Raw genomic sequence first — 24917 nt, 5'->3', positions numbered from 1 at the left:
CCTTGTGACATATTTCGGTCGTAATTTATTGCGGCCGTGCGCTAAAGATCCGGGCCAAACCAGCGATACGGTTTACTGAACCTGTCGTTCACGCGACCAATAACCACAAGACACTGATCATTTTTTATCCTCGAAAATGATACTTCCTGCCTACAAGGAAATCGTCGTGACGTTGAACCTGCGCCGCAAGGTCATCCTCCTTGCCATTATTCCGAGCCTGTTACTGGCTGCGGTCATCAGCTGTATCACGTGGGCCGTGCTGCAGAAGCTGGCCACTCAGGAAGTCGAACAGACCCGAACGCTGCTGCTTGAAGAGCGCAAGCTGTCGTTGAAGAACTACCAGCAGATCGGCGAAGCGGCGATCAAGCCTCTTTACGAGGCCTCTGCGCCGGGCGACATGCAGGCCCGGGATCAGGCCTTGAAGATCCTCAAAAGCCTACAATACGACAAAGCCAGCTACTTCTTCGGTTACAACTCGGCCTACGTGCGGGTGTTCTGGGCCGACAAGGACCTGGACATCGGCAAGAACTTCTCCGACGCCAAGGACGCCAACGGCGTCTACGTGATCCGCGGTCTGGTGGACAAGGCCAAAGACGGCAGCCATTTCTTCCGCTATGACTGGACTACGCCCGGCAGCGACAAACCCATCCCGAAACTGGGCTACACCTCGTATCTGCAGAAATGGGACCTGGCGTTTGGCACTCAGGTAAACCTGGACGACATCGATAATCAGGTGGCGGCGATCGCCAGCACCACGCAGGATCGCATCGGATCCTCCGCCGCATTGATCGTGGCGATTGTCGCGGTGTTCCTGCTGGTCGTGGCACTGATCGCGGTGTTCCTGGGCAACGGGCTGGTCAAGCCGGTGCTGGTCATCAAGCAGAATCTGGACGACATCGCTGCCGGAGATGGCGACCTGACCCGTCGCCTGCCGGAAAACAGCAACGACGAGCTGGGTGCGCTGGCCAAATCCTTCAATCAGTTCGTGGAGAAGATTCACGGCCTGATGCGCCAGATCGCCGAGATGACGGGGCAGCTCAACGGCCTGGTCAGCGACATGTCTTCGCAGGCCCAGCGGTCCGAACAGGCCATGGGTCGTCAGCGCCAGGAAACCGATCAGGTCGCCACCGCCATCCACGAGATGTCGTCGGCGGCGCATCAGGTTTCGATCAGCGCTCAGGGCGCGTCCCAGGCCGCGCGCAAAACCAGCGACGTCGGCATGGACGCGAAAACCGTGGTCAATAAAAGCATCGACAGCATCCATGCGCTGATCGTCGACATCGGCCAGAGCAGCTCATCGCTCGACCATCTGCGTCAGGACGTGCAGTCCATCGCCACGGTGGTTGATGTCATTCGTTCGGTGGCCGAACAGACCAATCTGCTGGCGCTCAACGCGGCAATCGAAGCGGCCCGGGCAGGAGATGCCGGTCGCGGTTTTGCGGTGGTGGCCGATGAAGTCCGCGCGCTCGCCAGCCGTACCCAGCAGAGCACCCAGGAAATTCACGACATGATCAACTCGTTGCAGCGTGGCGCGCAGGACGCCACCGTTGCCATGAGTCGTTCCAGCGATACCGGCAAGACCACCGGTGAGCTGGCCAACGAGGCGGGCACGTCGCTGGATGCGATCGGGCAACTGATCGAGACGATCAATGATATGAACGCGCAGATCGCCAGCGCATCGGAGGAGCAGACGGCAGTGGCGGAAGAGATCAGCCGCAGCATGACGCAGATTGCCCAGGCGGTGGACAGCGTCGCCGACGACGCGCAGAACGGTGCCCGGACGGCGCGCAGCCTGACCGATCTGGGGGATCGCCTGGGCGGGCTGGTGAAGCAGTTCAGGATTTGATGCAGTGCAATTGACCCATACTTGCCCCGTAGGAGCGCGGCTTGTCCCGCGACCTGCCAGGCACTGGCAGCAAAACCGGCGAAACGCGGTGTGTCTGATTCTGCGCAGTTGTCCGGTTTCGCTGCTGCTGCTGCGCAGCAGATCGCGGGACGAGCCACGCTCCTACGTGTCGTGGCGTTTCGCAAAAACTGTCCGCTACCTTCCCCGCTTGCTATCAATGCGGATCAATCGCCCACCTTCGAATCGCAGGTATTGGTACATCCCGTTGTTCGGGCCGTAGATCCATTCCTGGACCTGCACCTGATCGACCTGTCGGTAATGATTGACCGTCTCCTTGTAGCCGATGATGTCCTGGCTGATCGGCTGGCCGCATTTCTGCTGCACTTCGAACATCCGGTCGCCAGCGCTGATCAGCTGACTGCCACACCGCAGCGTGTCGGCATGGGCCAGCCCGCTCAACGCTGCAAAACCGAGAATCGTCACGGTCCTCGTTAACACACTCTTCAAAAGTCGTTACTCGCTGTCCAGATGCAGGGGGCTGATGACGCGGCCGTCTTTCTCCGGCTGGCCCAGGCTTGCGTCGACGAAATAGACCCGCTCATCGGCCAGTTGTCCCTTGTCGACCAGATAATCCTTGATGCTGCCGGCGCGTGCCTGGCCGAGCTGACGCAACAGCAGGGCGCTGGAACTCCAGGATTTGAGCACCGCATCGCGCATCTTGTTCTGCCGGTCTTCCTTGCCCAGATCGACCCACTCGGCCGGTGGCTGCTGCTTCAGGCGCGTGCGATAGATGCCTTCTAGCATCGGCGGCTTTTCGTCATCCGGCACTTTAAGGTCACTGGCCTGAGCGGGCACCTTGTCGCCGCGACGCTGCAGGATCTTGTAGTAGCTGCTCTGATATTCACGCTCAAGCCGCTGCTGGGCGATCAGCGGACCGTCGCTGGCTTCGGCGCTGGTGCCTTCGATCTCCAGGCGCAGTGCCGGGCGCTCTTTCAAGGCGGCCGCCAGTTTGTTCAGCGAGCCCTGGGCCTCGCCGCTCAACTCATCGGAGCCTGGCGCGAAGGACACCGTACCCAGATCTTCCGAGCCGCCACCGCTGATCAGCCCGCCGATGAACTTGAACGGTGCGGCAGCGGCTTTGACCAGCAGATTACGCAGGGTCTGCCAGACGATCGGCATGACGCTGAACTGCGGGTTATTCAGGTCGCCCGTGACCGGCAGCTCGATGGAGATCTTGCCGTCGACATCCTTGAGCAGGGCGATCGCCAGCTTCAGTGGCAGGTTCACGGCATCCGGGCTGTCGACTTTCTCACCGAGCTGCAGTTGCTCGACCACCACTTTGTTCTCGGCTTTGAGCTGGCCCTTGGTGATCAGGTAATGCAGGTCGAGGTTCAACCGCCCCTTGCGGATGCGATAGCCAGCGAACTTGCCGGAGTAGGGGGTCAGGGTGGTCAGCTCGACGCGCTTGAAACTGGTGGCGATGTCCAGGCTAGCCAGCGGGTTGAACGGGTTGAGCGCGCCCTTGATGGTAACCGGCGCGTAACGGTCGACCTTGCCGGCAATGTTCACCGGTGCCGGCGTGTTCTGGCGGTTATCCAGGGTGCCGATTTTCCCGCTCAGCTGCTGCACCGCCGTGGCGAAGTTAGGCGTGAGGCTGAAGTCGGCGAAGTTGGCTGAACCGTTGTTGATGTTCACTTCGCCGATGTGGATGCCCATCGGTTTGTCGGCGCTGGCCGCAGCCTTGCTCTTGGCCACGGCGGGCGCGCTGTCGGCCGGCTGCGGGATCAACAGGTCGTCGATATTGGTGCTGCGGTCATCGGCGATCACGAAGCGCGCGTAAGGTTGTTCGATGTTGACCGCAGCGATGCTCAGGCTGTCACCGAGCTGGAAATTCAGGCCTTCGACGTTCAACCGCTGCCACTTCACGAAGTCTCGCGACTTGAGGGTGTCCAGGGTGTGCAGCTGATCGACCTGGGCTTTGCCAGTGATGCCCAGCGCCAGCGGCTCTGTGCTCTTCAGGTCGACCGCAAGATCGGTGTTGAGCATGCCACTGCGCACTTCAAGGCGAATGAACGGCGTGACATACGACTGGGCGATGCGCAGGTCGATGTCGCGCGTGGTGACGTTGAGTTTTGCGCGCACCGGCGCCAGGTTGACCTCGCCTTCAGCGCTGATCTTGCCCTGTTTGCCCAGGCCGGTATCGAGCTTGATGTTGAAAGGTGACTGGTTGAGGCTGTCAAAGTGGGTCAGGTCCAGATTCAGCGGACCGACCTCGAGCGCTACCGGCTCCTTGGGCACTTTATCGGCCAGGTGAATGCGGTAGTCGCGCAATTGGGTGTCGCGCAATAGCACTTGCCAGGGTTTGCTCGGCGCAACGGACGCAGTGGCTGGCGGGGTCTCGCTGCCGGTTGCAGTGGCCGGCTGCTGTTTTTCGGCCTGGGCTTTTTTCTGCTCGGTTTTCGAGGGCTGGCTGGCGAACAGTTTCTGCCAGTCCAGTTGTCCATCGGACTCGCGCGTTGCCCATGTTTCAAGGCCTTGGCTGCGGATGCTGCCCACCGTGACCAGCTGCTTGGCCAGATCGATCGATGTCTGGCTGACTTCAAGGTTCTTCAGACGTACCAGTGGCCGACCATCCGGGGCATCGATGGCGAACGGCGCGACCTTGAGCGAGGTGTTGTCGAGCAGCAGCTCGGTTTCCTTCGCCAGACTGAGTTTGTAATGGGTATTGAAGTTGAGCACGCCGTCCTTGAGCACCAGGGGCAAAGCGTCGCGTACGTACGGCCACCAGACTTTCATCTTGCCGTCGGTGATCTTGAGTGTGCCCTCGGAGGTGATCGGCACCAGGCTGATACGGCCCACCCAATCGATCTGCCCGCCCTCCGGTCCTGCGGCCACCAGTGTCATGTCGGCGTTGTCTTCGGGCAGGGTGCTGAGGTTTTTCAGCTCGAAATTCAGCGTGTCGTAGAGGAACTCGATCGGCTCGCTGGGGCGCAGGTCCTGAAAGTGCACATAACCGTCCGCCAGTTTGATTTCGCCGATACGCAGCGGAAACGGCTTGCTCGGTGGTTCGTCAGGTTTTGCCGGCTCGCTGGGCGGCAGCTTGAACAGGCGCGCCAGATTCAGGCTGCCATCCTTGGAAAACAGCAGCTCGGTCTTGGGTTTGTCCAGTTCGATGGAGGCCAGGTGCAGGGCCTTGGTCCACAGGCTGTCGATCTGCAGATTGGCGTAAAGCCGCTCGAAACCGATTTGCTCCTTGCCCGGGGCACCGATATTCAGGCCCCACAGCGTGACTTCCAGGCTGTAGGGGTTGAGTTCCAGGCGGTCGAGTTTTGCCGGCAGCGTGGCGTAGTTCGCCAGTTGCTGGTTGATGATCCGCAGCGCAATGCCTGGCAGGATCAGAAACCCCAGCAAACTGTAGATTGCGAAGACGGCCAGCAAGGCGCCAATGGCGCGTTTCAATCCTTTGGGCATGTAGGTCGCCAACTCTCTCGATCTGAGGTGCCTTGGAGTATGGCACGCCAATCTGGTTCCGAAGTCGTCCCTGACAAACCTGTAGGAAATTTCCCGGCGGTCAGTCGGTGATCACAGCTGCAAGATCAACGTCTTGAGCGGCGGCTGCTGGTCCAGTGACGGAAAGTCGGCGCCCGGCGCCAGTACCTGACAGTCGCGGACCGGCCGGCCGATCTTGTCGGCGCAGCGCAATACCTGATCGCGCCAGTCGTCCATGCTGACCTTTGCCAGATTGTTGCAGCAGATCAGCACGCCGTTTTCGGCAGTGGTCAGCAATGCCGGTTTCAACAGGCTCTGGTAATCGCGCAGCAGGTCGACGGTGCCGAATGCGCTCTTCGCCCAGGCGGGCGGATCGAGCAGGACCAGGTCAAACTGGCGTTGTTCAAGGCGCGGGTAAGCCGGCAGTTTATGGCCACGACGCGAGGCGATCGGCAGGCCGGCGAACTGACGAATCGCCGGGAAGTAATCGGACTGAATGAACTGCATCGGCGCCAGTTGCGGATTGAGCAGGCCGTTCTCGCGCCCCACCGCCAGGTTGCCCTCGGCGAAATCCAGATTGCACACCTCACGGGCGCCGCCGGCGGCTGCGCTCAAGCCAACGCCGCAGGTGTAGGCAAACAGATTGAGTACGCTCTTGCCTTTGGCGTGCTCCTTGACCCAGCCGCGCGCGTTGCGCAGGTCGAGGAACAGCAGCGGATCCTGCCCGGCATGACGGCCCCGGACCCGGTAATTCAGGCCCCATTCATGGGCGACCAGGTCCTCCAGCGCCGCGTCCTCGGCTTTGTAAACCGGATCGCTGCGATCAACCCGGGAGTTGCCCTGCGAACGGTCGTTGTACACCAGCATCAGTTGCAGACCCAGACGCGCATCAATGGCCGCATGCAGCGCCAGCAGGGCCTCGCGGTCCAAGCTGTGGTGGAAGCTCTGGATCAATAGCTGCGGGCCATAGCGGTCGATGGTCAGCCCGCTGGCGCCTTCCTGACTGCCGTGGAACAGGCGATAACAATCGGTGCCTTGCCCGTGCAGTTGCGCGAGCAGGGATTGACGGTTGTCGAGGGCGACGCTGAGCGCCTGATTCAACGAAGACATGCACGGCGCCTTGGAGCAGGAATTAGGGCGTGCGAGTTTAGCAGTTTGAATCATGGCGTGAATCACGCATCACCCTGTGGCAATCCGGCTCGCCGGCGCGGGCGTCTTTGATCACTGCCGCCGGCAAGCCGGACTGCGACAGGTGAGTCGCCTTCCTGAACCTTCCCTGAAGCCTCTTGCAATAGTCTCGGCAGCCCCTGTAATGGCGGTTTACTCTCATAAAAGCCGAGCGTATTCTTCGCCCGTTTTCAACCAATGCGGAGACCCACAGTGGGTACTTGTTCGAGTGACAGACGTCAGCCGGTTTTGATGACCGGCCAATCCTCGGCACGATAACGCGCAGTCTTTCACTGCTGTTATCTCGCCGACAACGCGAGAAACGGCAGCAGTACTTCCTGTCCTTTCCTGACGCCACACCCGCGTGCGACTTTTCGGTCGTGCGGGCCAGACTTTGCGCGCCGTTCCCTGGGGGAGCCTGGCGTGCACCTGGCCGTACCTGCCTGGGACTTCTTTGTAGTAGCCCGTAAGTCCGGGGAAAGAGCCATGAAATTCATCCTCCTGAAAGAGTTCTTCGCAGGCTTTCTGCGCACTCGCCACCTGGGCCGGCATTTCCGTCGGCTGGCAATGCTCGACAGCGTGACCGACGCCACTGTCAGCCGCGAAGTCCCGCCAACACTGGCGCAAACCCTGACCCGCGGCGCCAGCAGCGAGGTGCCCGAGCTGCTGGCACGGCTGGGCACTCACGGCGATGGCCTGACCGACGAGCAGGCGGTGGAGCTGCGTCAGCTTCACGGCCTCAATGAAGTCGAGCACGAACAGCCGCTGCCCTGGTGGGTGCACCTGTGGCACTGCTACAAGAACCCGTTCAACCTGCTGCTGACCTTGCTTGCCTTGATTTCCTGGCTCACCGAGGACATGAAAGCGGCAACGGTGATCTTCTCGATGGTGGTGCTCTCCACCGTGCTGCGCTTCTGGCAGGAAACCCGCTCCAACCAGGCCGCCGATGCGCTCAAGGCCATGGTCAGCAACACTGCGACGGTGATGCGCCGACAGGCCATCCTGCAGGAAGGCGCTGCTACCGCTGGCAAGGCGCAACGGGTCGAACTGCCCATCAAACAACTGGTGCCGGGGGATCTGATTGTGCTGTCTGCCGGCGACATGATTCCCGCCGATTGCCGCGTGCTCAGCGCCAAGGATCTGTTCGTCAGCCAAGCGGCGATGACCGGGGAATCAATGCCGGTGGAGAAATTCGCACGCCGGCAGCACATCGATACCGGCAACCCGCTGGATCTGGAAAACATCCTGTTCATGGGCACCAACGTGGTGTCCGGGGCGGCGGTCGGGGTGATTCTGACCACTGGCAACAACACCTATTTTGGCGCTCTGGCCCAGCGGGTCAGCGCCACCGACCGTGCCCCGACCTCGTTTCAGGCCGGGGTCAACAAGGTCAGCTGGCTGTTGATCCGTTTCATGTTCGTGATGGCGCCGCTGGTGTTGTTCATCAATGGTTTCACCAAGGGCGACTGGATGCAGGCGCTGCTGTTCGCGCTGTCGATTGCCGTGGGCCTGACCCCGGAAATGCTGCCGATGATCGTGACCTCGACCCTGGCCAAGGGCGCGGTGTTTCTGTCGCGCAAGAAAGTCATCGTCAAGCGCCTGGACGCCATCCAGAACTTCGGCGCCATGGATGTACTGTGCACCGACAAGACCGGCACCCTCACTCAGGACAAGATTTTCCTCGCGCGGCACGTGGACGTGTGGGGCGATGAGTCCGATGACGTGCTGGAAATGGCCTATCTCAACAGCTACTACCAGACGGGCCTGAAAAACCTGCTGGATGTGGCAGTGCTGGAACACGTGGAGATTCACCGCGAGCTGCAGGTCGGCACCGCCTTCAGCAAGGTCGACGAGGTACCGTTCGACTTCAACCGGCGGCGCATGTCGGTGGTGGTCCAGGAGCAAGGGCAACCGCACCTGCTGATCTGCAAAGGGGCGCTGGAGGAAGTGCTGGGGGTGTGCAAGCGCGTGCGCCATGGCGAGCTTGATGAAGCGCTGACCCCTGCGCTGCTGGAGCGCATTGTCCAGGTGACGGCTGAATTCAACGATGAAGGCCTGCGCGTGGTCGCCGTGGCGGCGCGCTCGATGGAAGCCGGTCGCGACACCTACGGCCTGGCCGATGAAAACGACCTGACGCTGATCGGTTATGTGGCGTTTCTCGATCCGCCCAAGGAAAGCACGGCTCCGGCACTCAGGGCGCTTGCCGAGCATGGCGTGGCGGTCAAGGTGCTGACCGGCGACAATGAGCGCGTGACCGCCAAGATCTGCCGTGAGGTGGGGCTGGAGCGTCAGGGGCTGTTGTTGGGCGGTGATATCGAGCGCATGAGCGATGCCGAACTGGCCGTGGCGGTGGAGAGCACCAACGTCTTCGCCAAGCTCACGCCGTCGCACAAAGAGCGCATCGTGCGCCTGCTCAAGGCCAATGGGCATGTGGTCGGTTTCATGGGCGACGGCATCAACGACGCGCCGGCGCTGCGCACGGCCGACATCGGCATCTCGGTGGACAGCGCCGTGGACATCGCCAAGGAAGCGGCGGACATCATCCTCCTGGAAAAAAGCCTGATGGTGCTGGAGGAGGGCGTGCTGGAAGGGCGACGCACCTTCGCCAACATGCTCAAGTACATCAAGATGACGGCCAGTTCCAACTTCGGCAACGTGTTCTCGGTGCTGGTGGCCAGCGCGTTCATCCCGTTCCTGCCGATGCTGCCGATGCATCTGTTGGTGCAGAACCTGCTGTACGACATTTCGCAGATCGCTATCCCGTTCGATAACGTCGACGAAGAACTGCTGAAAAAACCTCAACGCTGGCAGCCTGCGGAGGTCGGGCGCTTCATGATGTTCTTCGGGCCTATCAGTTCGATCTTCGACATCACCACCTTTGCGGTGATGTGGTACGTGTTCGGCGCCAACACGCCCGAGCACCAGACCCTGTTTCAGTCGGGCTGGTTCGTGGTGGGGCTGCTGACCCAGACGTTGATCGTGCACATGATCCGTACACCGAAAATCCCGTTCCTGCAAAGCCGCGCGGCGACGCCGTTGATGGTGATGACCGGGGTGATCATGGCCGTGGGGATTTTCCTGCCGATGGGCCCGCTGGCGCACTACTTCAAGTTGCAGGCCTTGCCGCCGCTGTACTTCGTCATCCTGCCGCTGATTCTGCTGGCGTATGTCGGGCTGACGCAGGCGGTGAAGGGGTTTTATGTAAGGCGGTTCGGCTGGCAGTGAGATAATGCGGTAACCGTATGATCGTGCCCACGCGGAGCGTGGGAACGATCAAACGCCCTCCGGGCAGAAGCCATTTGCGGCGTGGTCGAAATTACCGCGCCAACGCCAGGGCCACGCCCTGACCGCCACCGATGCACAGGGTCGCCAGGCCTTTTTTGGCATCGCGCTTGATCATTTCGTGCAGCAGCGTCACCAGTACGCGGCAACCCGACGCACCGATCGGGTGGCCGATGGCGATGGCACCGCCGTTGACGTTGACCTTGTCCATGTCCCAGCCCAGTTCCTTGCCCACCGACAGCGATTGCGCGGCGAACGCTTCGTTGGCTTCGATCAAATCCAGCTCGCCCAGCGACCAGCCGGCCTTGTCCAGGCAGCGACGGGTAGCGCTGACCGGGCCGATGCCCATGATCGCCGGGTCGACACCGGCGTTGGCGTAAGCGGCGATACGCGCCAGTACCGGCAGCCCCAGCTCCTCGGCTTTGCTGGCGCTCATCAGGATCACGGCGGCTGCGCCATCGTTCAGCGACGAAGCGTTACCGGCCGTCACGGTGCCGTCTTTTTTGAACGCAGGCTTGAGTTTGCCCAGCGATTCGGCAGTGGTGCCGGCGCGTGGTTGCTCGTCGGTGGCGAAGGCAATCGGGTCGCCCTTGCGCTGAGGAATCAGGATCGGCGTGATTTCATCGACGAAACGCCCAGCTTCGATGGCGGCCGTGGCTTTCTGCTGCGAGGCAGCGGCAAAGGCATCCTGCGCCTGACGGCTGATGTCGTATTTTTCCGACAGGTTCTCGGCAGTGATGCCCATGTGGTAATCGTTGAAGGCATCCCACAGGCCGTCGCTGATCATGGTGTCGACCATGGTCGCGTGGCCCATGCGCAGACCGGTGCGCGCGCCGGGGATCACGTAGTTGGCCAGGCTCATGCTTTCCTGGCCGCCGGCGATGATGATGTCGGCGTCGCCACAACGAATCGCCTGAGTGCCCAGATGCAGGGCCTTCAGACCCGAGCCGCAGACCTTGTTCAGCGTCATCGCGGGCACGGCGTACGGCAGGCCGGCCTTGATCGAGGCTTGGCGCGCGGGGTTCTGGCCGGCACCGGCAGTCAGCACCTGGCCCATGATCACTTCGTCGACCAGGGCCGGGTCGAGACCGGTCTGCGCCAGCAACTGGCGGATGACGGCGGCGCCCAGGTCAACGGCGGGGATGTTCGCCAGAGAGCCCTGGAAACTGCCGACCGCGGTGCGGGTGGCGGCAACGATAACGACATCTTGCATGGTACGAATCCTCATTGTTGTGGGGCTTGGCGCCGGGACCCGGGGAAGAGCTGAAGAGGTCGAAGGTCCGGGACAGCGCACTCAAGGGTGCATATGGTGGCATGGATGATGGAGATAATTTAAGCCCTTTGTCATCCGAATCAGTCAGCGACCTTGTGCTACCGGATGTCTGGCGCATCGTGCTTTTGATTCTGGCCGCAGGGCGCGGGGGCAAGCTTGCTCGCGACCTGGCGCGCAGCGGCAGTCAAGTCAGGCACCTTGGCCCTGTCAGGCCCACCGTATTGGCAGGGTTTGCTGCCGGTTCCCGACAGATCGTCGGCAAGGTGGAGCGCCACCCCGGCAGACTCCCACGGCCTGCGCGCAGACGCGGGTCTTTACAGCACACCCATGCGCCGCTTGGCCCGATGGATCGACGCATTGCGCACCGCCCAGCGCAACAGGGGCGCGCTGCGGTTGACGCCAAGGCGGATCAGTTTGCGCCTCAAAGGCGTCTGGCGGATACCGAACAGTGCACTGGCCCACTGTGGCAGCAGTTCGATCCCCGCCTGCATCATCAGCTTGCCCATGGGCCTGGCCATACGGCTCGGAGCGGGGGCGCCCTGCAGGATATGCAGCACCTCCCGGGCGCGCTCGTCGCACACCAGCTGCGCGCGCATGACTTCCAGATAGTGGCTGATCTGCTTCGCGGAGCGCGGTACCTCGCGGGCGCCGAGCCGTTCAGCGACGATTGCGGTTTCGGCGTAGTAGCGGTCCTGATCTTCCAGCGACAGATCCGGGTTCAGATAGCGCAGATGGGCCGCCATGAAGCTGCTGACCTCCGCCACATGCACCCAGGTCAACAGATCAGGATCGTCGGCTGCGTAGGTGCTGCCGTCGGGGGCAGTGCCGCGGATCCGTGCGTGAATCGTGCGCACTTTTTCGATCAGCCAGTTGGCGTCGTGGGTCGAGCCGAACGTCGTGCCGGAGATGAACTGGCCTGTGCGGCGCAAGCGTCCCAGCATGTCCTGGCGAAAGTTGGAGTGATCCCAGACCCCGGCCAGTACCCGCGGATGGAGCATCTGCAGCATCAAGGCGCAGATGCCGCCAATCAACATACTGGGAAAATCCCCGTGCACGCGCCAGCACACCGCTTGCGGGCCGAACAGACCAGGATCGCCCCTGGGGTTTTCCAGATCCAGTTGCCCCAGGGCGAGGCCGGTCATGCTCATGACCTGGGTTTCGATGCGTGTACGGATGAATTCCATGGGCTCACCGATGCTCCAGCTACACAAAACCCGCCGCCTCTTGCGAGGGGCGGGTTCGGGGGTGTTGCGCCAGACTCGATCAGCCGCGGTGACGACCGCGGAAGTAGTTGATCAGGCCTTGGGTCGATGCGTCTTCGGCGGCGCTTTCTTCGCTGCCTACCAGACGGTTATAGACGCCTTTGCCGAGCTCCTTGCCCAACTCCACGCCCCACTGGTCGAAGGCGTTGGTGCCCCAGATGACGCTCTGCACGAACACCTTGTGCTCGTACATCGCGACCAGTGCGCCGAGGCGACGAGGGCTGATGCGCTCGACCACGATGGTGTTGCTCGGACGGTTGCCCGGAATGACCTTGTGCGGCGCGACACGCTGCACTTCTTCTTCCGGCATGCCTTTGGCCCGCAGCTCGGCTTCCGCTTCGGCGCGTGACTTGCCCAGCATCAGTGCCTGGCTCTGCGACAGGCAGTTGGCGTACAGCCACTGGTGGTGATCGGAGACCGGGTTGAAGCTGACGATCGGCACGATGAAATCGGCCGGGATCAGTTGGGTGCCCTGGTGCAGCAGCTGGTGGTACGCATGCTGACCGTTGGCGCCGACGCCACCCCAGATGACCGGGCCGGTGTCGGTCTTCACCGGCACGCCGTCCTGGCGCACGCTCTTGCCGTTGGACTCCATGTCCAGCTGCTGCAAGTGCTTGGTGATGTTACGCAGGTAGTGATCGTACGGCAGGATCGCATGGCTCTGCGCACCCCAGAAGTTGCCGTACCAGACGCCCAGCAAGCCCAGCAGCACCGGCATGTTCTGTTCGAACGAGGCGTTCTGGAAGTGCTGGTCCATGGTGTAGGCGCCGGACAGCAGTTCCTTGAAGTTGGACATGCCAATGGCCAGCGCAATCGGCAGGCCGATCGCCGACCACAGCGAGTAACGACCGCCGACCCAGTCCCACATCGGGAAGATGTTTTCTTCACGAATGCCGAACGCCACGGCTGCGGCATTGTTGCTCGATACTGCGATGAAGTGACGATACAGCTCGGCTTCTGAACCGCCCTGAGCCAGGTACCAGGCGCGGGCGGCCGTGGCGTTCTTCAGGGTCTCGAGGGTGGAGAAGGTCTTGGACGAGACGATGAACAGGGTGGTCTCGGCGCGCAGCTTGGCAGTCAGTTCGTGCAGCTCGGTGCCGTCGATGTTCGCCAGGTAGTGACAGCGCACGCCCTTCTGCGCGTAGGACAACAGCGCTTCGGACACCAGTTCCGGACCCAGGAACGAGCCGCCAATGCCGATGTTGACCACGTCGGTGATCGGCTTCTCGGTGTAACCGCGCCACAGGCCATCGTGGATGCGCCCGACCAGATCGGTAATCTGGTTCAGCACCTTGTGCACTTCGGGCATCACGTTGACGCCATTGACCAGCAGCTTGTCGCCCACCGGACGGCGCAGCGCGGTGTGCAGCGCAGGGCGACCTTCGGAAGCGTTGACCAGCTCGCCGTCGTACTGGGCCTTGATCGCGTCCTTCAGGCCCACTTCATTGGCCAGGTTGACCAGCAACTGGCGGGTCTCGGCGGTGATCAGGTTTTTCGAGTAGTCGAGGAACAGCCCGGCGCTGCTGAGGGTGAATTCGCTGAAGCGCTGCGGGTTTTCGTTGAACGCCTCGCGCATGCTGAAGTTCTGCATCGCTTTGCGGTGATCGATGAGCGCCTGCCAGGCGGGCAGGGTGGTGACGTCATGAGGAGTGCGGTAGTACGCCATCGCTGCGGGTTTCCTTGTACTTGAACTGCCTTTTTGGACACTGAAAAGCCAGGGGAGATCGAATGGATGCGTGCCCGGAAGCCTAACCCCCGGACGCGCCGACGTCTGCGCCTTGCTTTACCTCTGCTCGGTACTTTTTCTCACAAGGTAATGTCGCCTTTGTCAGGCGAACTGTACCGGTATGGCATTGCTGGTGTGGCTAAGTTCATTGCCCGGAGCCATATAAAGCATGCGCGGCTTGAAATTCACAAGCTCGGCCTCGGCGTAGTGAGCATAGGCGCAGATGATCACGCGATCTCCGACTTTTGCCTTGTGCGCGGCTGCGCCGTTGACCGAGATCATCCGCGACCCTTCTTCACCGCGAATAGCATAGGTGGTGAATCGCTCGCCGTTGTCGATGTTGTAGATCTGGATCTGTTCGTACTCACGAATCCCCGACAGGTCCAGCCATTCGCCGTCGATGGCGCAGGAGCCTTCGTAGTCCAGGACTGCGTGCGTCACTTGCGCACGATGCAGTTTGGCTTTGAGCATGATGGCGTGCATGGGGCGGTTATTCCTTGGTCAGGTGCAGATTGTCGATCAGCCGGGTCTTGCCCAGAAACGCCGCGCCGAGCACCACCAGATCGTGATCTTCGGGCGTGGCTGGACGCAGGCTCACGGCATTGCGGATTTCCAGGTAGTCAGGCCGAAACCCTGCGGCTTCGAGCGCCTTGCTGCCGTCGGTCAGCAGTTGCGCATGATTCTGTTCGCCCTGGTGCAGGGCCTCGCCAATCTGCTTGATCACCCGGTACAGCGCAGGTGCCGTGGCGCGTTCGTCTTCACTCAGGTAACCGTTGCGCGAGGACAGGGCCAGGCCGTCGGCGCCGCGTACGGTCGGCTCGCCGATGATCTGGATCGGCATGTTCAAGTCACGTACCAGTGCGCTGACCACGGCCAGTTGCTGGAAGTCTTTCTGGCCGAAGATGGCGATATCGGGCTGGACCATGTTGAACAGCTTGCTGACCACCGTCGACACACCGTCGAAATGCCCCGGGCGGCTGCCACCGCACAGGCCTTCGGATACCACCGGTACCCGGACAATGGTCTGATCGGCCATGCCGTGGGGATACATTTCTTCGACCGTCGGCGTGAACAGCAAATGGCAACCGGCTTGCAGGAGCTTTTCCTGATCGGCCGCCAGGGTGCGCGGATAGGTCGCCAGGTCTTCGTTGGGGCCAAACTGCAGGGGGTTGACGAAGATGCTCGCCACCACGAAGTCGGCGCGCTGGGCGGCCTTGGTGACCAGCGCGGTGTGGCCGCTGTGCAGGTTGCCCATGGTCGGCACCAGGGCGATACGTTTGCCTTCGCTGCGGGCCCGCGCAACGGCTGCGCGCAACTCGCGAACGGTTTTGACTGTGTTCATGCCGAGAATCCGTGTTCAGGGGCTGGGAAGCTGCCGTCTTTGACGGCGCTGACGTACGCCGCGATGGCAGCCTGGATATCCGGCTGGCCGGCCATGAAGTTCTTCACGAACTTGGGGACTCGTCCGCTGATCGACAGCCCGAGCATGTCGTGCAGCACCAGTACCTGACCGTCGGTGGCGCTGCCGGCGCCGATGCCGATCACCGGAATCTTCACCGCGTGGGTGATCTCCTGGGCCAGCTCGCTCGGCACGCACTCCAGCAGGATCATGGCGGCGCCGGCCTGCTCCAGGGTGATGGCGTCGGCGCGCATCTGCCGGGCTTGGGACTCCTGACGACCCTGTACCTTATAGCCGCCCAGCACATTGACTGCCTGCGGCGTCAGACCCATGTGCGCGCACACCGGGATGCCACGCTCGGCCAGCAGGCGAATGGATTCGCCCAGCCACGCCGCGCCCTCGACCTTGATCATGTGCGCACCGGCCTGCATCAGCATCGCGCTGTTGGCGAAGGTCTGGTCAGCGGTGGCATAGGCCATGAACGGCAGGTCGGCGAGGATCAGCGCCCCGTGGTTGCCGCGTTTGACGCAGGCCACGTGGTAGGCCATTTCGGTGGTGGTCACCGGCAGGGTGCTGTCATGACCCTGGAGGACCATGCCCAGCGAGTCGCCGACCAGCAGGACTTCGACCCCGGCCTGACTGGCGGTGTGGGCGAAGGTTGCGTCGTAGCAGGTGAGCATGGTGATCTTTTCACCTTTTTGCTTCAGGCCCAGCAAAGACGTAACGGTGATATCTGGCATGAAAAAAGTCCTCATTCAGGCGCTGTGAATACGACGGCGAGCAACGCGTGATTCATTCTTGAGACTCAGGCACATCGTCGTTTCGCGATGTTTGCAAAGGCCTGTTCCGCGCCTTGTGACCGGTAGTCCGGCTTCGGGACGCTTATCTTCGTGAGGAGGGGGCGGGAAGTCAATTCCGGGTGTTACCGGTTTGGTGAGGGTGTTACCTGCGCGCGATCGAACGGATCCGTCTGTAGGCGTGAGCTTGCTCGCGATTGCGGTACGTCAGTCGCCGGATTCACGTGGCAACGATCACCATCGCGAGCAAGCTTACGCCTACAGGCCTGTGGCTACCCAGCGAGTCGTTCCAGCCCTTGGAACGGGCATTGGGCGAGCAAGTCATCCAGCTTGCGGCCGTCGGCCAGGGTGATCCCCGGCGCCAGTTCGGCGAGGGGGTACAGCACAAAGGCTCGGGCCTGCATGTGATAGTGCGGCACCTTCAGGCGCGGCACGTCGATCAGATGATCGCCAAACAGCAGGATGTCCAGATCCAGAGTGCGCGGGCCCCAGCGCTCCAGGCGCTCGCGGCCCTGGCCGTTCTCGACGGCTTGCAAGGCGTCGAGCAATGCCAGCGGCTCCAGGGCGGTATCCAGCGCCGCCACCGCGTTGGTGTAACGCGGTTGACCGGGTAACAGCGAGTCGCTCAGATAAAAGGCAGAAACACCCGACAGGCGAGTCTGCGGCAAGTGCGCCAAGGCCTGGATGGCTTCACGCAATTGCTCGGCGGGATCGGCCAGGTTGCTGCCCATGCCGACATAAACACGTTCCATGGCTGATTGCCCCGAGGTCATTCCGAGGCGTCGGCGCCAGCGCGTTTACGCTTGCCGCCACCGCTGCGGCGACGCTTGCGCGGGCCTTGGCCAGTGGCTTCGGACTTGTTGCCCAGATCACGGATCATGTCGCGACGTCCGGCATCGTTGGCGTCCTGATATTCGGTCCACCAGTCGCCCAGGCCGTCGGTTTCTTCACCGGCCATTTCACGCAGCAGCAGGAAGTCGTAACCGGCACGGAAGCGCGGGTTCTCCAGCAACAGGTCGGCGCGTTTGCCGGACCGGCGGGGCAAACGCTCCTGCATGTCCCAGATCTCGCGGATCGGCATGGTGAAGCGCTTGGGAATGGCGATGCGCTGGCATTGTTCGGCGATCAGTTCGTGAGCACCTTCCTGCATCGCCTGGATCGGCGGCATGCCGCGTTCCTGCAAGCGCAGCACACGGGCGGGCAGGGCAGGCCAGAGCAGGGCGGCAAACAGGAACGCCGGAGTCACCGGTTTGTTCTGCTTGATGCGCAGATCCGTGTTGGCCAGCGCATCGCTGATCAGGGTGTGGGTGTAGGTGGGATTGTGTTCCAGTGCCTTGGAGCTGGCCGGGAACAAGGGCTCGAACAGCTCCAGATCGACCAACATCTCGAAGGTCGCTTCGGCGTAACCGGAGAGAAACAGTTTGAGCACTTCCTCGAACAGCCGCGCGGCCGGGATATCGCGCAGCATCGGTGCCAGCGGACGAATCGGTGTGGCGCTGTGTTTCTCGATGCCGAAGTCCAGCTTGGCGGCAAAGCGCACGGCGCGCAGCATCCGCACCGGGTCTTCCTTGTAGCGTTGCTGCGGGTCGCCGATCAGGCGGATCAGGCGATTGCGGATGTCGTGTACGCCATTGGCGTAATCGAGCACGCGCTCAGTCACCGGATCGTAATACAGGGCGTTGATCGTGAAGTCGCGGCGTTGGGCGTCGTCTTCCAGGGTGCCGTAGACGTTGTCCCGCAGAATCCGGCCACTTTCGTTGCGCGACGACTGGTTGCTGTCTTCTTCGTCTTCATCCTGCGGATGATTGGCGCGGAAGGTTGCCACCTCGATGATCTCGCGACCGAAGTGAATGTGAACCAGCTTGAAGCGGCGACCGATGATGCGGGCATTGCGAAATTCTGCGCGGATCTGCTCAGGCGTGGCGCTGGTGGCAACGTCGAAGTCTTTCGGAGTGATGCCGAGCATCAGGTCGCGTACGCAGCCACCGACCAGGTAGGCCTGGTAGCCGGCATTTTGCAGGCGCTCGACGATGTTGACCGCATAGCGGCTGAATTGATTGCGCTGCAGCGAGTGCTGGCTGTTGCTGAGCACTTCAGGCGTCGTGCGCACGTGTTGCTGCGGCTTGCGCAGAGGGGAACGGAATGACTGGAACAGCTTCTTCAGCATGGGATGCACTGTTTGAAGGAATATTCGGCCAATTACGAAGAATGACCGCATGATGGGCGGGGATTCTAGCATTTAGTCGAGGGATGGTGTAGGACGCTGCGCGATGGCCGCGTGGGGGCAGGTAGTACGGGGCTTGAACGGTTATTGCGGGTGTTTTTGTGTCCGGGATTTTTTGCCGGAAGCTACTGGGGGAGCCGAAGCTCCCCCAAAGTGTGTGCTCTTATTTTTATTGTCTGTTGGGCTTTTTGTTTTTGTTAAGTGCCCAATTCACGGCTTTCGCCTGTGAAACCTCCCAATCGGGAGTCAAGAGCAAACGGATTGCTTTGGTCGCTGTGCAGCAGTGATCTATCGATCCAACCAGTTCAGGCTCTACCTTAGGGTAGTTTTTTGTTGTTCTCGGCCTGGTTGCGGGACAAGTCCCAAATGCAACGCCTCTCCAAAAGAATCAGTTAGCTGCGCCTCCGCCGTGTTGTTCTTGTTATGCGTGAGTCGATTCGTCTTGTTTTTATTATGTTGGTTTTGCGGGTGACTGATTTTTGTTGTTCTTGTACGAATAGATATAGCAGGACGCGTGCCAACTTTTTCAAAACATGCTGCAGCCCTTGAAAATCGGGGGTGTGGCAAAATGACGCTATTTTCTGCGGCCGAAAAAAAACCGGGGTTACGTTACCGTACGCCCCGGCTTTTGTTACGTGCTGGTAAATGAGGTAACAGTTTTTTCACGACCGCTGTGCACTGCGTGCCAGAGCCTCGCGCGAACTGTTGCTTCAGGTTTCGCTGGCCACCCCGGTCTTGCGCCGCGGGATACCCAGCCGCTGGCGGCGTTCCCACAGGCACTTGCGGCTCACGCCCAGCTTGCGTGCCAGTTCGGTCTCGGTCATGTGGTCCTGATGCTCGAGTACGAAGTGCTGGAAGTAGTCTTCCAGTGACAGGTCTTCAGTCGGCTCGTGGGCGGTCGAGCTGGCTGCCGCCTGTTGCGGCGCCAGGCCGATGAACTCGTCGACATCCAGGTCGCTGAGTTCGATGTCGATGCCCAGCAGCTCGGCCGAGATGTCCGGGCTTTCACACAGAATCACCGCCCGCTCCACCGCGTTTTCCAGCTCGCGCACGTTGCCAGGCCATGAGTAGTGACGAATGGCCTGCTCGGCATCGGCGGCGAATCTCAGATCGTTGCGTCCGGCCTTGGCGCTCTGCCGGGCGAGAAAGGCGTTGGCGATTTCATTGACGTCGGCGCCACGCTCGCGCAGGGCGGGAAGCTTCAGCGCGATTACGTGCAGGCGGTAGTAAAGGTCTTCACGGAACTGCCCGACCTTGGCCAGGCTTTTCAGGTCGCGGTGGGTGGCTGCGATCAGGCGCACATCGACCTTCTGCGACTGCACCGAGCCGACCCGACGGATTTCGCCTTCCTGAAGCACGCGCAACAGGCGGGCCTGGGCTTCGAGGGGCAGCTCGCCGATTTCGTCGAGGAACAGCGTGCCGCCATCCGCCGCCTCCACCAGACCGGCACGGCCGGCGCTGGCGCCGGTAAACGCGCCTTTCTCGTGGCCGAACAACTCGGATTCGATCAGCGTTTCCGGGATGGCTGCACAGTTGACCGAGATCATCGGCGCCTTGGCTCGGCGCGACAGGTTGTGCAGGGCACGGGCAACCAGTTCCTTGCCGGTGCCGGACTCACCCTGGATCAACACGTTGGAATCGGTCGGCGCGACCTTGCGGATCTTGCTGTACAGATCCTGCATGGGTGGGCAGGAGCCGATGATGCCGATCTCGCCATTGCTGTTGTCGGCGCCGGCCTTGTCGGCAGGTGATGCCTTGCCGGCAGCCACGCGCTCGGCCTGCATGCTCTGCACCGTTTGTCGGTCGCGCAGGATGCGTGAGACGGCCTGGAGCATTTCGTCGTGGTCGAAGGGTTTGGCGATGTAATCGACCGCGCCCATTTTCATCGAGTCCACGGCCGAGCGCAGGCTGGCGTAGCTGGTCATGATCAGCACCGGCTTGCCCTGGCCCAGTTTGATCAGCTCGGTGCCAGGCGCGCCAGGCAGGCGCAGATCGCTGACGATCAGATCGAACGAGGGGATGCTGAAACGTTCCTGAGCTTCCTGCACGGATCCTGCTTCGCTGACCTGATACTGATTACGTTCCAGCAGGCGACGCAAGGCAGAGCGGATGATGGTTTCGTCTTCGACGATCAAAATGTGAGGCATTGATTCGATTCTCTCGACGGTCTCAGTTCACAGCGGACGTCGCTTCGACATGTCGCGGTAATGTCACCCGAATACGGGTTCCGCGTTGTTGCTCGGGGTCAGCCGGGCTGTCGATGGTGATTTGTCCATAATGCTCTTCAACGATGGAATAGACCAGTGCGAGCCCAAGCCCTGTCCCTTCCCCCGGATCCTTGGTGGTGAAGAACGGTTCGAACAAGCGGTCCATGATTGCTTTGGGAATTCCGGTGCCTTCGTCTTCGACGATCAGGTCGACCGTGTGTTCCGAGGCTTCACTCTTGACCCGTACCGCGCTGCCTGCAGGCGATGCGTCACGGGCGTTGGAGAGCAGGTTGATCAGCACCTGGGCAAGGCGCTGCGGATCGCCATCGACCCAATGGTTGGGATTGCACAGGTTATAGAACTGCACTTCGAAATTGCGCCGGTTGAGCGCCAGCAGACCAATGGCATCCTGCGCGACCTCGGCCAGGCACACCGCTTCGTCGGCATGTTGATGGCCGCCGGCGTGGGCGAAGCTCATCAGCGATTGCACGATCCGCGAAACGCGTTTGGTCTGTTCGATGATCTGGCTGCTGATCTCGGTCAGCTCGCCGTCGTCCTCGCGTTCTTCGCGCAGGTTCTGCGCCAGGCAGGCGATGCCGGTGATCGGGTTGCCGATTTCATGGGCCACCCCGGCGGCCAGACGACCGATGCTGGCCAGGCGCTCGGAGTGGACCAGCTTGTCTTCGAGCATCTGAGTATCGGTGAGGTCTTCGACCAGGATCACCAGGCCGCTGTTGCCCGGTGCCAGCGGTTCGTCGATGGCGGCCTTGTGCAGGTTCAGCCAGCGTGTCTGCCCGTCCAGGCCAAGGCGCTGCTTGTGCAAGTGTTCGTCCGGCACGTTGATGAACCCCAGCAGTAATTGGCGCCAAGGGTCTGCGATGGTCTCCAGGCGTGAGCCCACCACGCGCTGGGCGCCGATGCCGGTCAGTTCTTCCATGGCCTTGTTCCACATCAGGATCTCCTGATCCTTGGCCAGTGAGCACACGCCCATCGGCAGCTCTTGCAGGGTCTGGCGGTGATAGCGGCGCAGGGCATCGAGTTCGGCGGCAAGGCCGGTGAGGCGCGAGTGGTAGTCCTCGAGCCGGCTTTCGATGAAGTGAATGTCCTCGGTGACATAGTTTTCGCTGCCTGACTTATAGGGCAGGAACGTTTCAACCATGTCCTGGGCCACGCTTGGGCCCATCAGCCCTGACAGATTGGCCTCGATGCGGTCACGCAGGCGGCGCAGGGCATAGGGTCGGCGCTCGTCGAATGGCAGGTAGAGGTCGCGCAGCGCCTGCTCGACTTCCTTCTGGGCGGCTTTGGCGCCCAGTGGCTTGGCCAGTTGGGTGGCGAATTCCTGCGGTGACACGGCGTGCAACTCTCGGCGCTGCGGGCGACGGACGTTGTCCACGGCGCAGGCTTCGGCGGCGCTGGCTTCTTCGGGACTCGGGTTGCTGAACAGTGAGATCAGGGTGAAGACCAGTACGTTGGCGGCCAGTGAGGCGATCGCTGCCATGTGCCAGCTGGTGTCGTCGAGCACGTAAATCATGTTCAGCAACGGGATATAGAAGCCCTGGAAGTTGCCGATCAACGGGAACAGCATGCTCACCAGCCACACCGCGATCCCGGCGATCAGCCCGGCCATGAAGCCTCGACGGTTGGCTGCGGGCCAATACAGGACTGACAGCACACCCGGCAGGAACTGCAGGGTGGCGACGAAGGCGACGATGCCCAGGTTGGCCAGGTCTTGCTTGGCGCCCAACAGCAGATAGAAGCCGTAACCGGCCATGATGATCGCCACGATCAGGCCGCGACGTGTCCACTTCAGCCAGCGGTAGATATTGCCTTCAGCCGGTGGCTGATAGAGCGGCAGTACCAGATGGTTGAGCGCCATGCCGGACAAGGCCAGGGTGGTGACGATGATCAGCCCGCTGGCTGAGGACAGGCCGCCGACATAGCCAATCAGCGCCAGCGTCGGGTTATGCGCGGCGATGCCGATGCCCAGGGTGAAATATTCGGGGCTGGTGGTGGCCCCCAGTTTCAGTCCGGCCCACAGCACTAGCGGCACGGCCAGGCTCATGAGCAGCAGGAACAGCGGCAAGCCCCAGCTGGCGCTGACCAGCGAGCGAGGGTTGAGGTTCTCGGTAAAGGTCATGTGATACATGTGCGGCATCACGATGGCCGAAGCAAAAAACACCAGCAACAGGGTCCGCCACGGCCCTTCCTGCAAAGGGGTGTGCAGCGCGGCCAGTGCACTCTGGTTTTGCAACAACCACTGTTCGAGGCTCTGCGGGCCGTCGAACACACCATACAGTGCGTACAGGCCGATGCAGCCTATCGCGGCCAGCTTGACCACCGACTCGAAGGCGATGGCAAACACCAGACCCTCGTGTTTTTCCCGGGTGGCGATGTGGCGCGAGCCAAAGAAGATGGTGAACAGCGTGATCAGTATGCAGAACGCCAGGGCGACGTAGTTGCGCACCGGCTCGCGGGTCAGGATGCCGATCGAGTCGGCAACTGCCTGAATCTGCAACGCCAGCAGCGGCAGCACGCCGATCAGCATGAACACCGTCGTCAGCGCGCCCGCCCAGGTGCTGCGAAAACGGAAGGCGAACAGGTCGGCCAGCGATGACAGCTGATAGGTGCGGGTGATTTTCAGAATGGGGTAGAGCAGCACCGGTGCCAACAGAAAAGCCCCCGACACGCCCAGGTAACTGGAGAGAAAGCCGTAGCCGTATTCGTAGGCCAGGCCGACGGTGCCGTAGAACGCCCACGCGCTGGCATAAACGCCCAGCGACAGGGTGTAGGTCAGCGGGTGGCGAATGATCCAGCGCGGGATCAGACCGCGCTCGCTGACCCAGGCAACGCTGAACAGCGCCAGCAAGTAGGCGGCACTGACCAGGATCATCTGCGTCAGGCTAAAGCTCATCGGCATCTCGTTGGCTCTGCAGGATAAAGGTCACCACGATCAGGATCAGCCACAACATATACGGTCGGTACCAGGCACCTGTCGCGTCGATCCACCAATCCATGATGGCCGGGGAGAACAGATAGATGCCTACCACCAGGAGCAGGACCAATCGATAGATGTACATTTGGCCTCCCAGATAAATGATGCAGACGTGGAGCCGAAGGAGCGGCATGGTAACGGATGGCTATCAGGCTGCAAGCGACGTTTCGGCCAGCTTTATGGTGAAGTGGCGGGCAAGCGCTCTGGCTCAGTCTATTCGAGCTTCTTCGAGACTGCCGAGCCGTGGAATCAAATCGGCGTTCCAGTGGCCGATTCCCCAGTCGAGCACCTCCCGTGGCGTGGCGAAAGACAGCTCGCTCGGCGCGGCCTGACCCAGTGCGCGTAATGCCCGCAGCAGCAGAGGCGTGGCCTGATCGGCGGGCAGCGGCGGGGAGCGATAGGACTTGCCCAGCTTGTGACCGTCCGGCTGGGTGATCAACGGCACGTGCAGGTAGCGCGGTTGCGGCAGGCCCAGTAACTCTTGCAGGTAGAGCTGGCGCGGCGTGGAGTCCAGCAGGTCGGCGCCGCGGACGATGTCGGTGACACCCTGCCAGCCGTCATCGAGTACCACCGCCAGTTGATAGGCATAGAGCCCGTCGCGGCGGCGGATCACGAAATCGCCGACATCGCGCCCCAGATGCTGAGCAAACCGGCCCTGGACCCGGTCGTCGAAGCGGTATTGCAGTTCCGGCACGCGGATACGGATCGCCGCGTTGTCGGGCGAATGCCCGGCGTTACGGCACAAACCGGGATACACGCCCTGGAAATCTTCCAGCTGCTTGCGTGAGCAGGTGCAAGCATAGGCCAGCCCGTGGCTGAACCAGCGCTGGATGATTGCCTGATAGGCCTCGTGACGGTCGCTTTGCCTGACCAGTTCGCCGTCCCATTCGAAGCCATAGCTTTCCAGGGTATTGAGGATGGCCGTCTGCGCCCCGGGCTGTTCACGGGGCGGGTCCAGGTCTTCCATGCGCATCAGCCATTTGCCGCCGACTGCGCGGGCATCCAGATAAGAGGCCAGCGCCGCGACCAGAGAGCCGAAGTGCAGATAACCGCTGGGGGTTGGCGCAAAGCGCCCTATATAAGAAGGGGATGTCATGGGCGCTGATGGTACTGGAATTCGGTGGGCCGAAAAACCGCAGAACCGCCTGCCGTCTGTTGCCGGCGCGCAAAGGTTGGAGCGCCGGTCTCGTTGTAGCAGTCCCGCTTGCCGGCGGTAGCGATCCCCCGTGCGTCACCGCCGGCAAGCCGGAATG

The 24917-nt window shown here is 61.7% G+C and carries 17 protein-coding genes; 2 read left to right on the top strand and 15 right to left on the bottom strand.

The features are described from left to right. Positions 1 to 166: 166 nt before the first annotated feature. A complete protein-coding gene (locus ACI2KS_RS28540) occupies positions 167 to 1846 on the top strand; it encodes a methyl-accepting chemotaxis protein (RefSeq protein ID WP_404624381.1) in 1680 nt (559 codons plus the stop codon). 195 nt (positions 1847 to 2041) lie between these two features. Here the strand turns inward: ACI2KS_RS28540 and ACI2KS_RS28535 are convergent, their stop codons facing one another. The 3 genes from ACI2KS_RS28535 to ACI2KS_RS28525 form a co-directional block, all read right to left on the bottom strand. Continuing rightward, positions 2042 to 2329, bottom strand: coding sequence for a DUF2845 domain-containing protein (locus ACI2KS_RS28535; RefSeq protein ID WP_404624380.1), 288 nt, complete (start codon positions 2327 to 2329; stop codon positions 2042 to 2044). Between the two features lie 30 nt (positions 2330 to 2359). Next, complete coding sequence (locus ACI2KS_RS28530; protein ID WP_404624379.1) at positions 2360 to 5317, bottom strand: DUF748 domain-containing protein; 2958 nt, start codon at positions 5315 to 5317, stop codon at positions 2360 to 2362. Between the two features lie 111 nt (positions 5318 to 5428). After that, the gene (locus tag ACI2KS_RS28525) at positions 5429 to 6445 is read right to left on the bottom strand and encodes a class I SAM-dependent rRNA methyltransferase (protein WP_404624378.1); all 1017 of its coding nucleotides are present in this window, start codon (positions 6443 to 6445) and stop codon (positions 5429 to 5431) included. 543 nt (positions 6446 to 6988) lie between these two features. Here ACI2KS_RS28525 and mgtA point away from each other — a divergent pair. Next, on the top strand, positions 6989 to 9727 hold the full coding sequence (gene mgtA, locus ACI2KS_RS28520; protein ID WP_404624377.1) for a magnesium-translocating P-type ATPase: 2739 nt from the start codon (positions 6989 to 6991) through the stop codon (positions 9725 to 9727). Positions 9728 to 9818: 91 nt separating this feature from the next. On the opposite strand, the gene ACI2KS_RS28515 is transcribed toward mgtA, so the two are convergent. The 12 genes from ACI2KS_RS28515 to gluQRS all read right to left on the bottom strand — a co-directional run bounded on the left by ACI2KS_RS28515 (position 9819) and on the right by gluQRS (position 24760). Continuing rightward, the gene (locus tag ACI2KS_RS28515; RefSeq protein ID WP_404624376.1) at positions 9819 to 10997 is read right to left on the bottom strand and encodes an acetyl-CoA C-acetyltransferase; all 1179 of its coding nucleotides are present in this window, start codon (positions 10995 to 10997) and stop codon (positions 9819 to 9821) included. 374 nt (positions 10998 to 11371) lie between these two features. Continuing rightward, entirely contained in the window at positions 11372 to 12241 is an 870-nt protein-coding gene (locus ACI2KS_RS28510; protein ID WP_404624375.1) for an oxygenase MpaB family protein, read from the bottom strand. Between the two features lie 79 nt (positions 12242 to 12320). Beyond that, complete coding sequence (gene pgi, locus ACI2KS_RS28505; RefSeq protein WP_404624374.1) at positions 12321 to 13985, bottom strand: glucose-6-phosphate isomerase; 1665 nt, start codon at positions 13983 to 13985, stop codon at positions 12321 to 12323. A gap of 162 nt (positions 13986 to 14147) precedes the next feature. Next, on the bottom strand, positions 14148 to 14528 hold the full coding sequence (gene panD / locus ACI2KS_RS28500; RefSeq protein ID WP_404624373.1) for an aspartate 1-decarboxylase: 381 nt from the start codon (positions 14526 to 14528) through the stop codon (positions 14148 to 14150). 7 nt (positions 14529 to 14535) lie between these two features. Continuing rightward, entirely contained in the window at positions 14536 to 15387 is an 852-nt protein-coding gene (gene panC / locus ACI2KS_RS28495) for a pantoate--beta-alanine ligase (protein ID WP_404624372.1), read from the bottom strand. Further along, complete coding sequence (panB, locus tag ACI2KS_RS28490; protein WP_404624371.1) at positions 15384 to 16184, bottom strand: 3-methyl-2-oxobutanoate hydroxymethyltransferase; 801 nt, start codon at positions 16182 to 16184, stop codon at positions 15384 to 15386. Before panB ends, panC begins: the two co-directional genes overlap by 4 nt. Before the next feature lie 329 nt (positions 16185 to 16513). Continuing rightward, positions 16514 to 16993 carry a 2-amino-4-hydroxy-6-hydroxymethyldihydropteridine diphosphokinase gene (folK, locus tag ACI2KS_RS28485; protein WP_404624370.1) on the bottom strand — a complete coding sequence of 160 codons (480 nt, stop codon included), beginning with the start codon at positions 16991 to 16993 and terminating at the stop codon, positions 16514 to 16516. A 17-nt stretch (positions 16994 to 17010) separates the two neighbouring features. After that, the gene (locus tag ACI2KS_RS28480) at positions 17011 to 18408 is read right to left on the bottom strand and encodes a polynucleotide adenylyltransferase PcnB (RefSeq protein ID WP_404624369.1); all 1398 of its coding nucleotides are present in this window, start codon (positions 18406 to 18408) and stop codon (positions 17011 to 17013) included. Positions 18409 to 19175: 767 nt separating this feature from the next. Further along, positions 19176 to 20612, bottom strand: coding sequence for a sigma-54-dependent transcriptional regulator (locus ACI2KS_RS28475; RefSeq protein WP_404624368.1), 1437 nt, complete (start codon positions 20610 to 20612; stop codon positions 19176 to 19178). 22 nt (positions 20613 to 20634) lie between these two features. Further along, the gene (locus tag ACI2KS_RS28470) at positions 20635 to 23589 is read right to left on the bottom strand and encodes a sensor histidine kinase (protein WP_404624367.1); all 2955 of its coding nucleotides are present in this window, start codon (positions 23587 to 23589) and stop codon (positions 20635 to 20637) included. Then, on the bottom strand, positions 23573 to 23749 hold the full coding sequence (locus tag ACI2KS_RS28465; RefSeq protein ID WP_002552060.1) for a hypothetical protein: 177 nt from the start codon (positions 23747 to 23749) through the stop codon (positions 23573 to 23575). Before ACI2KS_RS28465 ends, ACI2KS_RS28470 begins: the two co-directional genes overlap by 17 nt. Before the next feature lie 123 nt (positions 23750 to 23872). Further along, complete coding sequence (gene gluQRS / locus ACI2KS_RS28460) at positions 23873 to 24760, bottom strand: tRNA glutamyl-Q(34) synthetase GluQRS (RefSeq protein WP_404624366.1); 888 nt, start codon at positions 24758 to 24760, stop codon at positions 23873 to 23875. Positions 24761 to 24917 lie beyond the last annotated feature (157 nt).

The sequence above is a fragment of the Pseudomonas sp. NPDC087358 genome, from assembly GCF_044900785.1.
Lineage (GTDB): Bacteria > Pseudomonadota > Gammaproteobacteria > Pseudomonadales > Pseudomonadaceae > Aquipseudomonas.
The sequence above is the reverse complement of the archived record's forward strand: the minus strand, read 5'-3'. Positions and strand labels throughout refer to the sequence as shown.

Coding starts and splice junctions, on each gene's coding strand:
- ACI2KS_RS28530 (WP_404624379.1), bottom strand. CDS start 5,317: ATGCCCAAAGGATTGAAACGCGCCATTGGCGCCTTGCTGGCCGTCTTC.
- ACI2KS_RS28525 (WP_404624378.1), bottom strand. CDS start 6,445: ATGTCTTCGTTGAATCAGGCGCTCAGCGTCGCCCTCGACAACCGTCAA.
- mgtA (WP_404624377.1), top strand. CDS start 6,989: ATGAAATTCATCCTCCTGAAAGAGTTCTTCGCAGGCTTTCTGCGCACT.
- ACI2KS_RS28515 (WP_404624376.1), bottom strand. CDS start 10,997: ATGCAAGATGTCGTTATCGTTGCCGCCACCCGCACCGCGGTCGGCAGT.
- ACI2KS_RS28510 (WP_404624375.1), bottom strand. CDS start 12,241: ATGGAATTCATCCGTACACGCATCGAAACCCAGGTCATGAGCATGACC.
- pgi (WP_404624374.1), bottom strand. CDS start 13,985: ATGGCGTACTACCGCACTCCTCATGACGTCACCACCCTGCCCGCCTGG.
- panD (WP_404624373.1), bottom strand. CDS start 14,528: ATGCACGCCATCATGCTCAAAGCCAAACTGCATCGTGCGCAAGTGACG.
- panC (WP_404624372.1), bottom strand. CDS start 15,387: ATGAACACAGTCAAAACCGTTCGCGAGTTGCGCGCAGCCGTTGCGCGG.
- panB (WP_404624371.1), bottom strand. CDS start 16,184: ATGCCAGATATCACCGTTACGTCTTTGCTGGGCCTGAAGCAAAAAGGT.
- folK (WP_404624370.1), bottom strand. CDS start 16,993: ATGGAACGTGTTTATGTCGGCATGGGCAGCAACCTGGCCGATCCCGCC.
- ACI2KS_RS28480 (WP_404624369.1), bottom strand. CDS start 18,408: ATGCTGAAGAAGCTGTTCCAGTCATTCCGTTCCCCTCTGCGCAAGCCG.
- ACI2KS_RS28475 (WP_404624368.1), bottom strand. CDS start 20,612: ATGCCTCACATTTTGATCGTCGAAGACGAAACCATCATCCGCTCTGCC.
- ACI2KS_RS28470 (WP_404624367.1), bottom strand. CDS start 23,589: ATGCCGATGAGCTTTAGCCTGACGCAGATGATCCTGGTCAGTGCCGCC.
- ACI2KS_RS28465 (WP_002552060.1), bottom strand. CDS start 23,749: ATGTACATCTATCGATTGGTCCTGCTCCTGGTGGTAGGCATCTATCTG.
- gluQRS (WP_404624366.1), bottom strand. CDS start 24,760: ATGACATCCCCTTCTTATATAGGGCGCTTTGCGCCAACCCCCAGCGGT.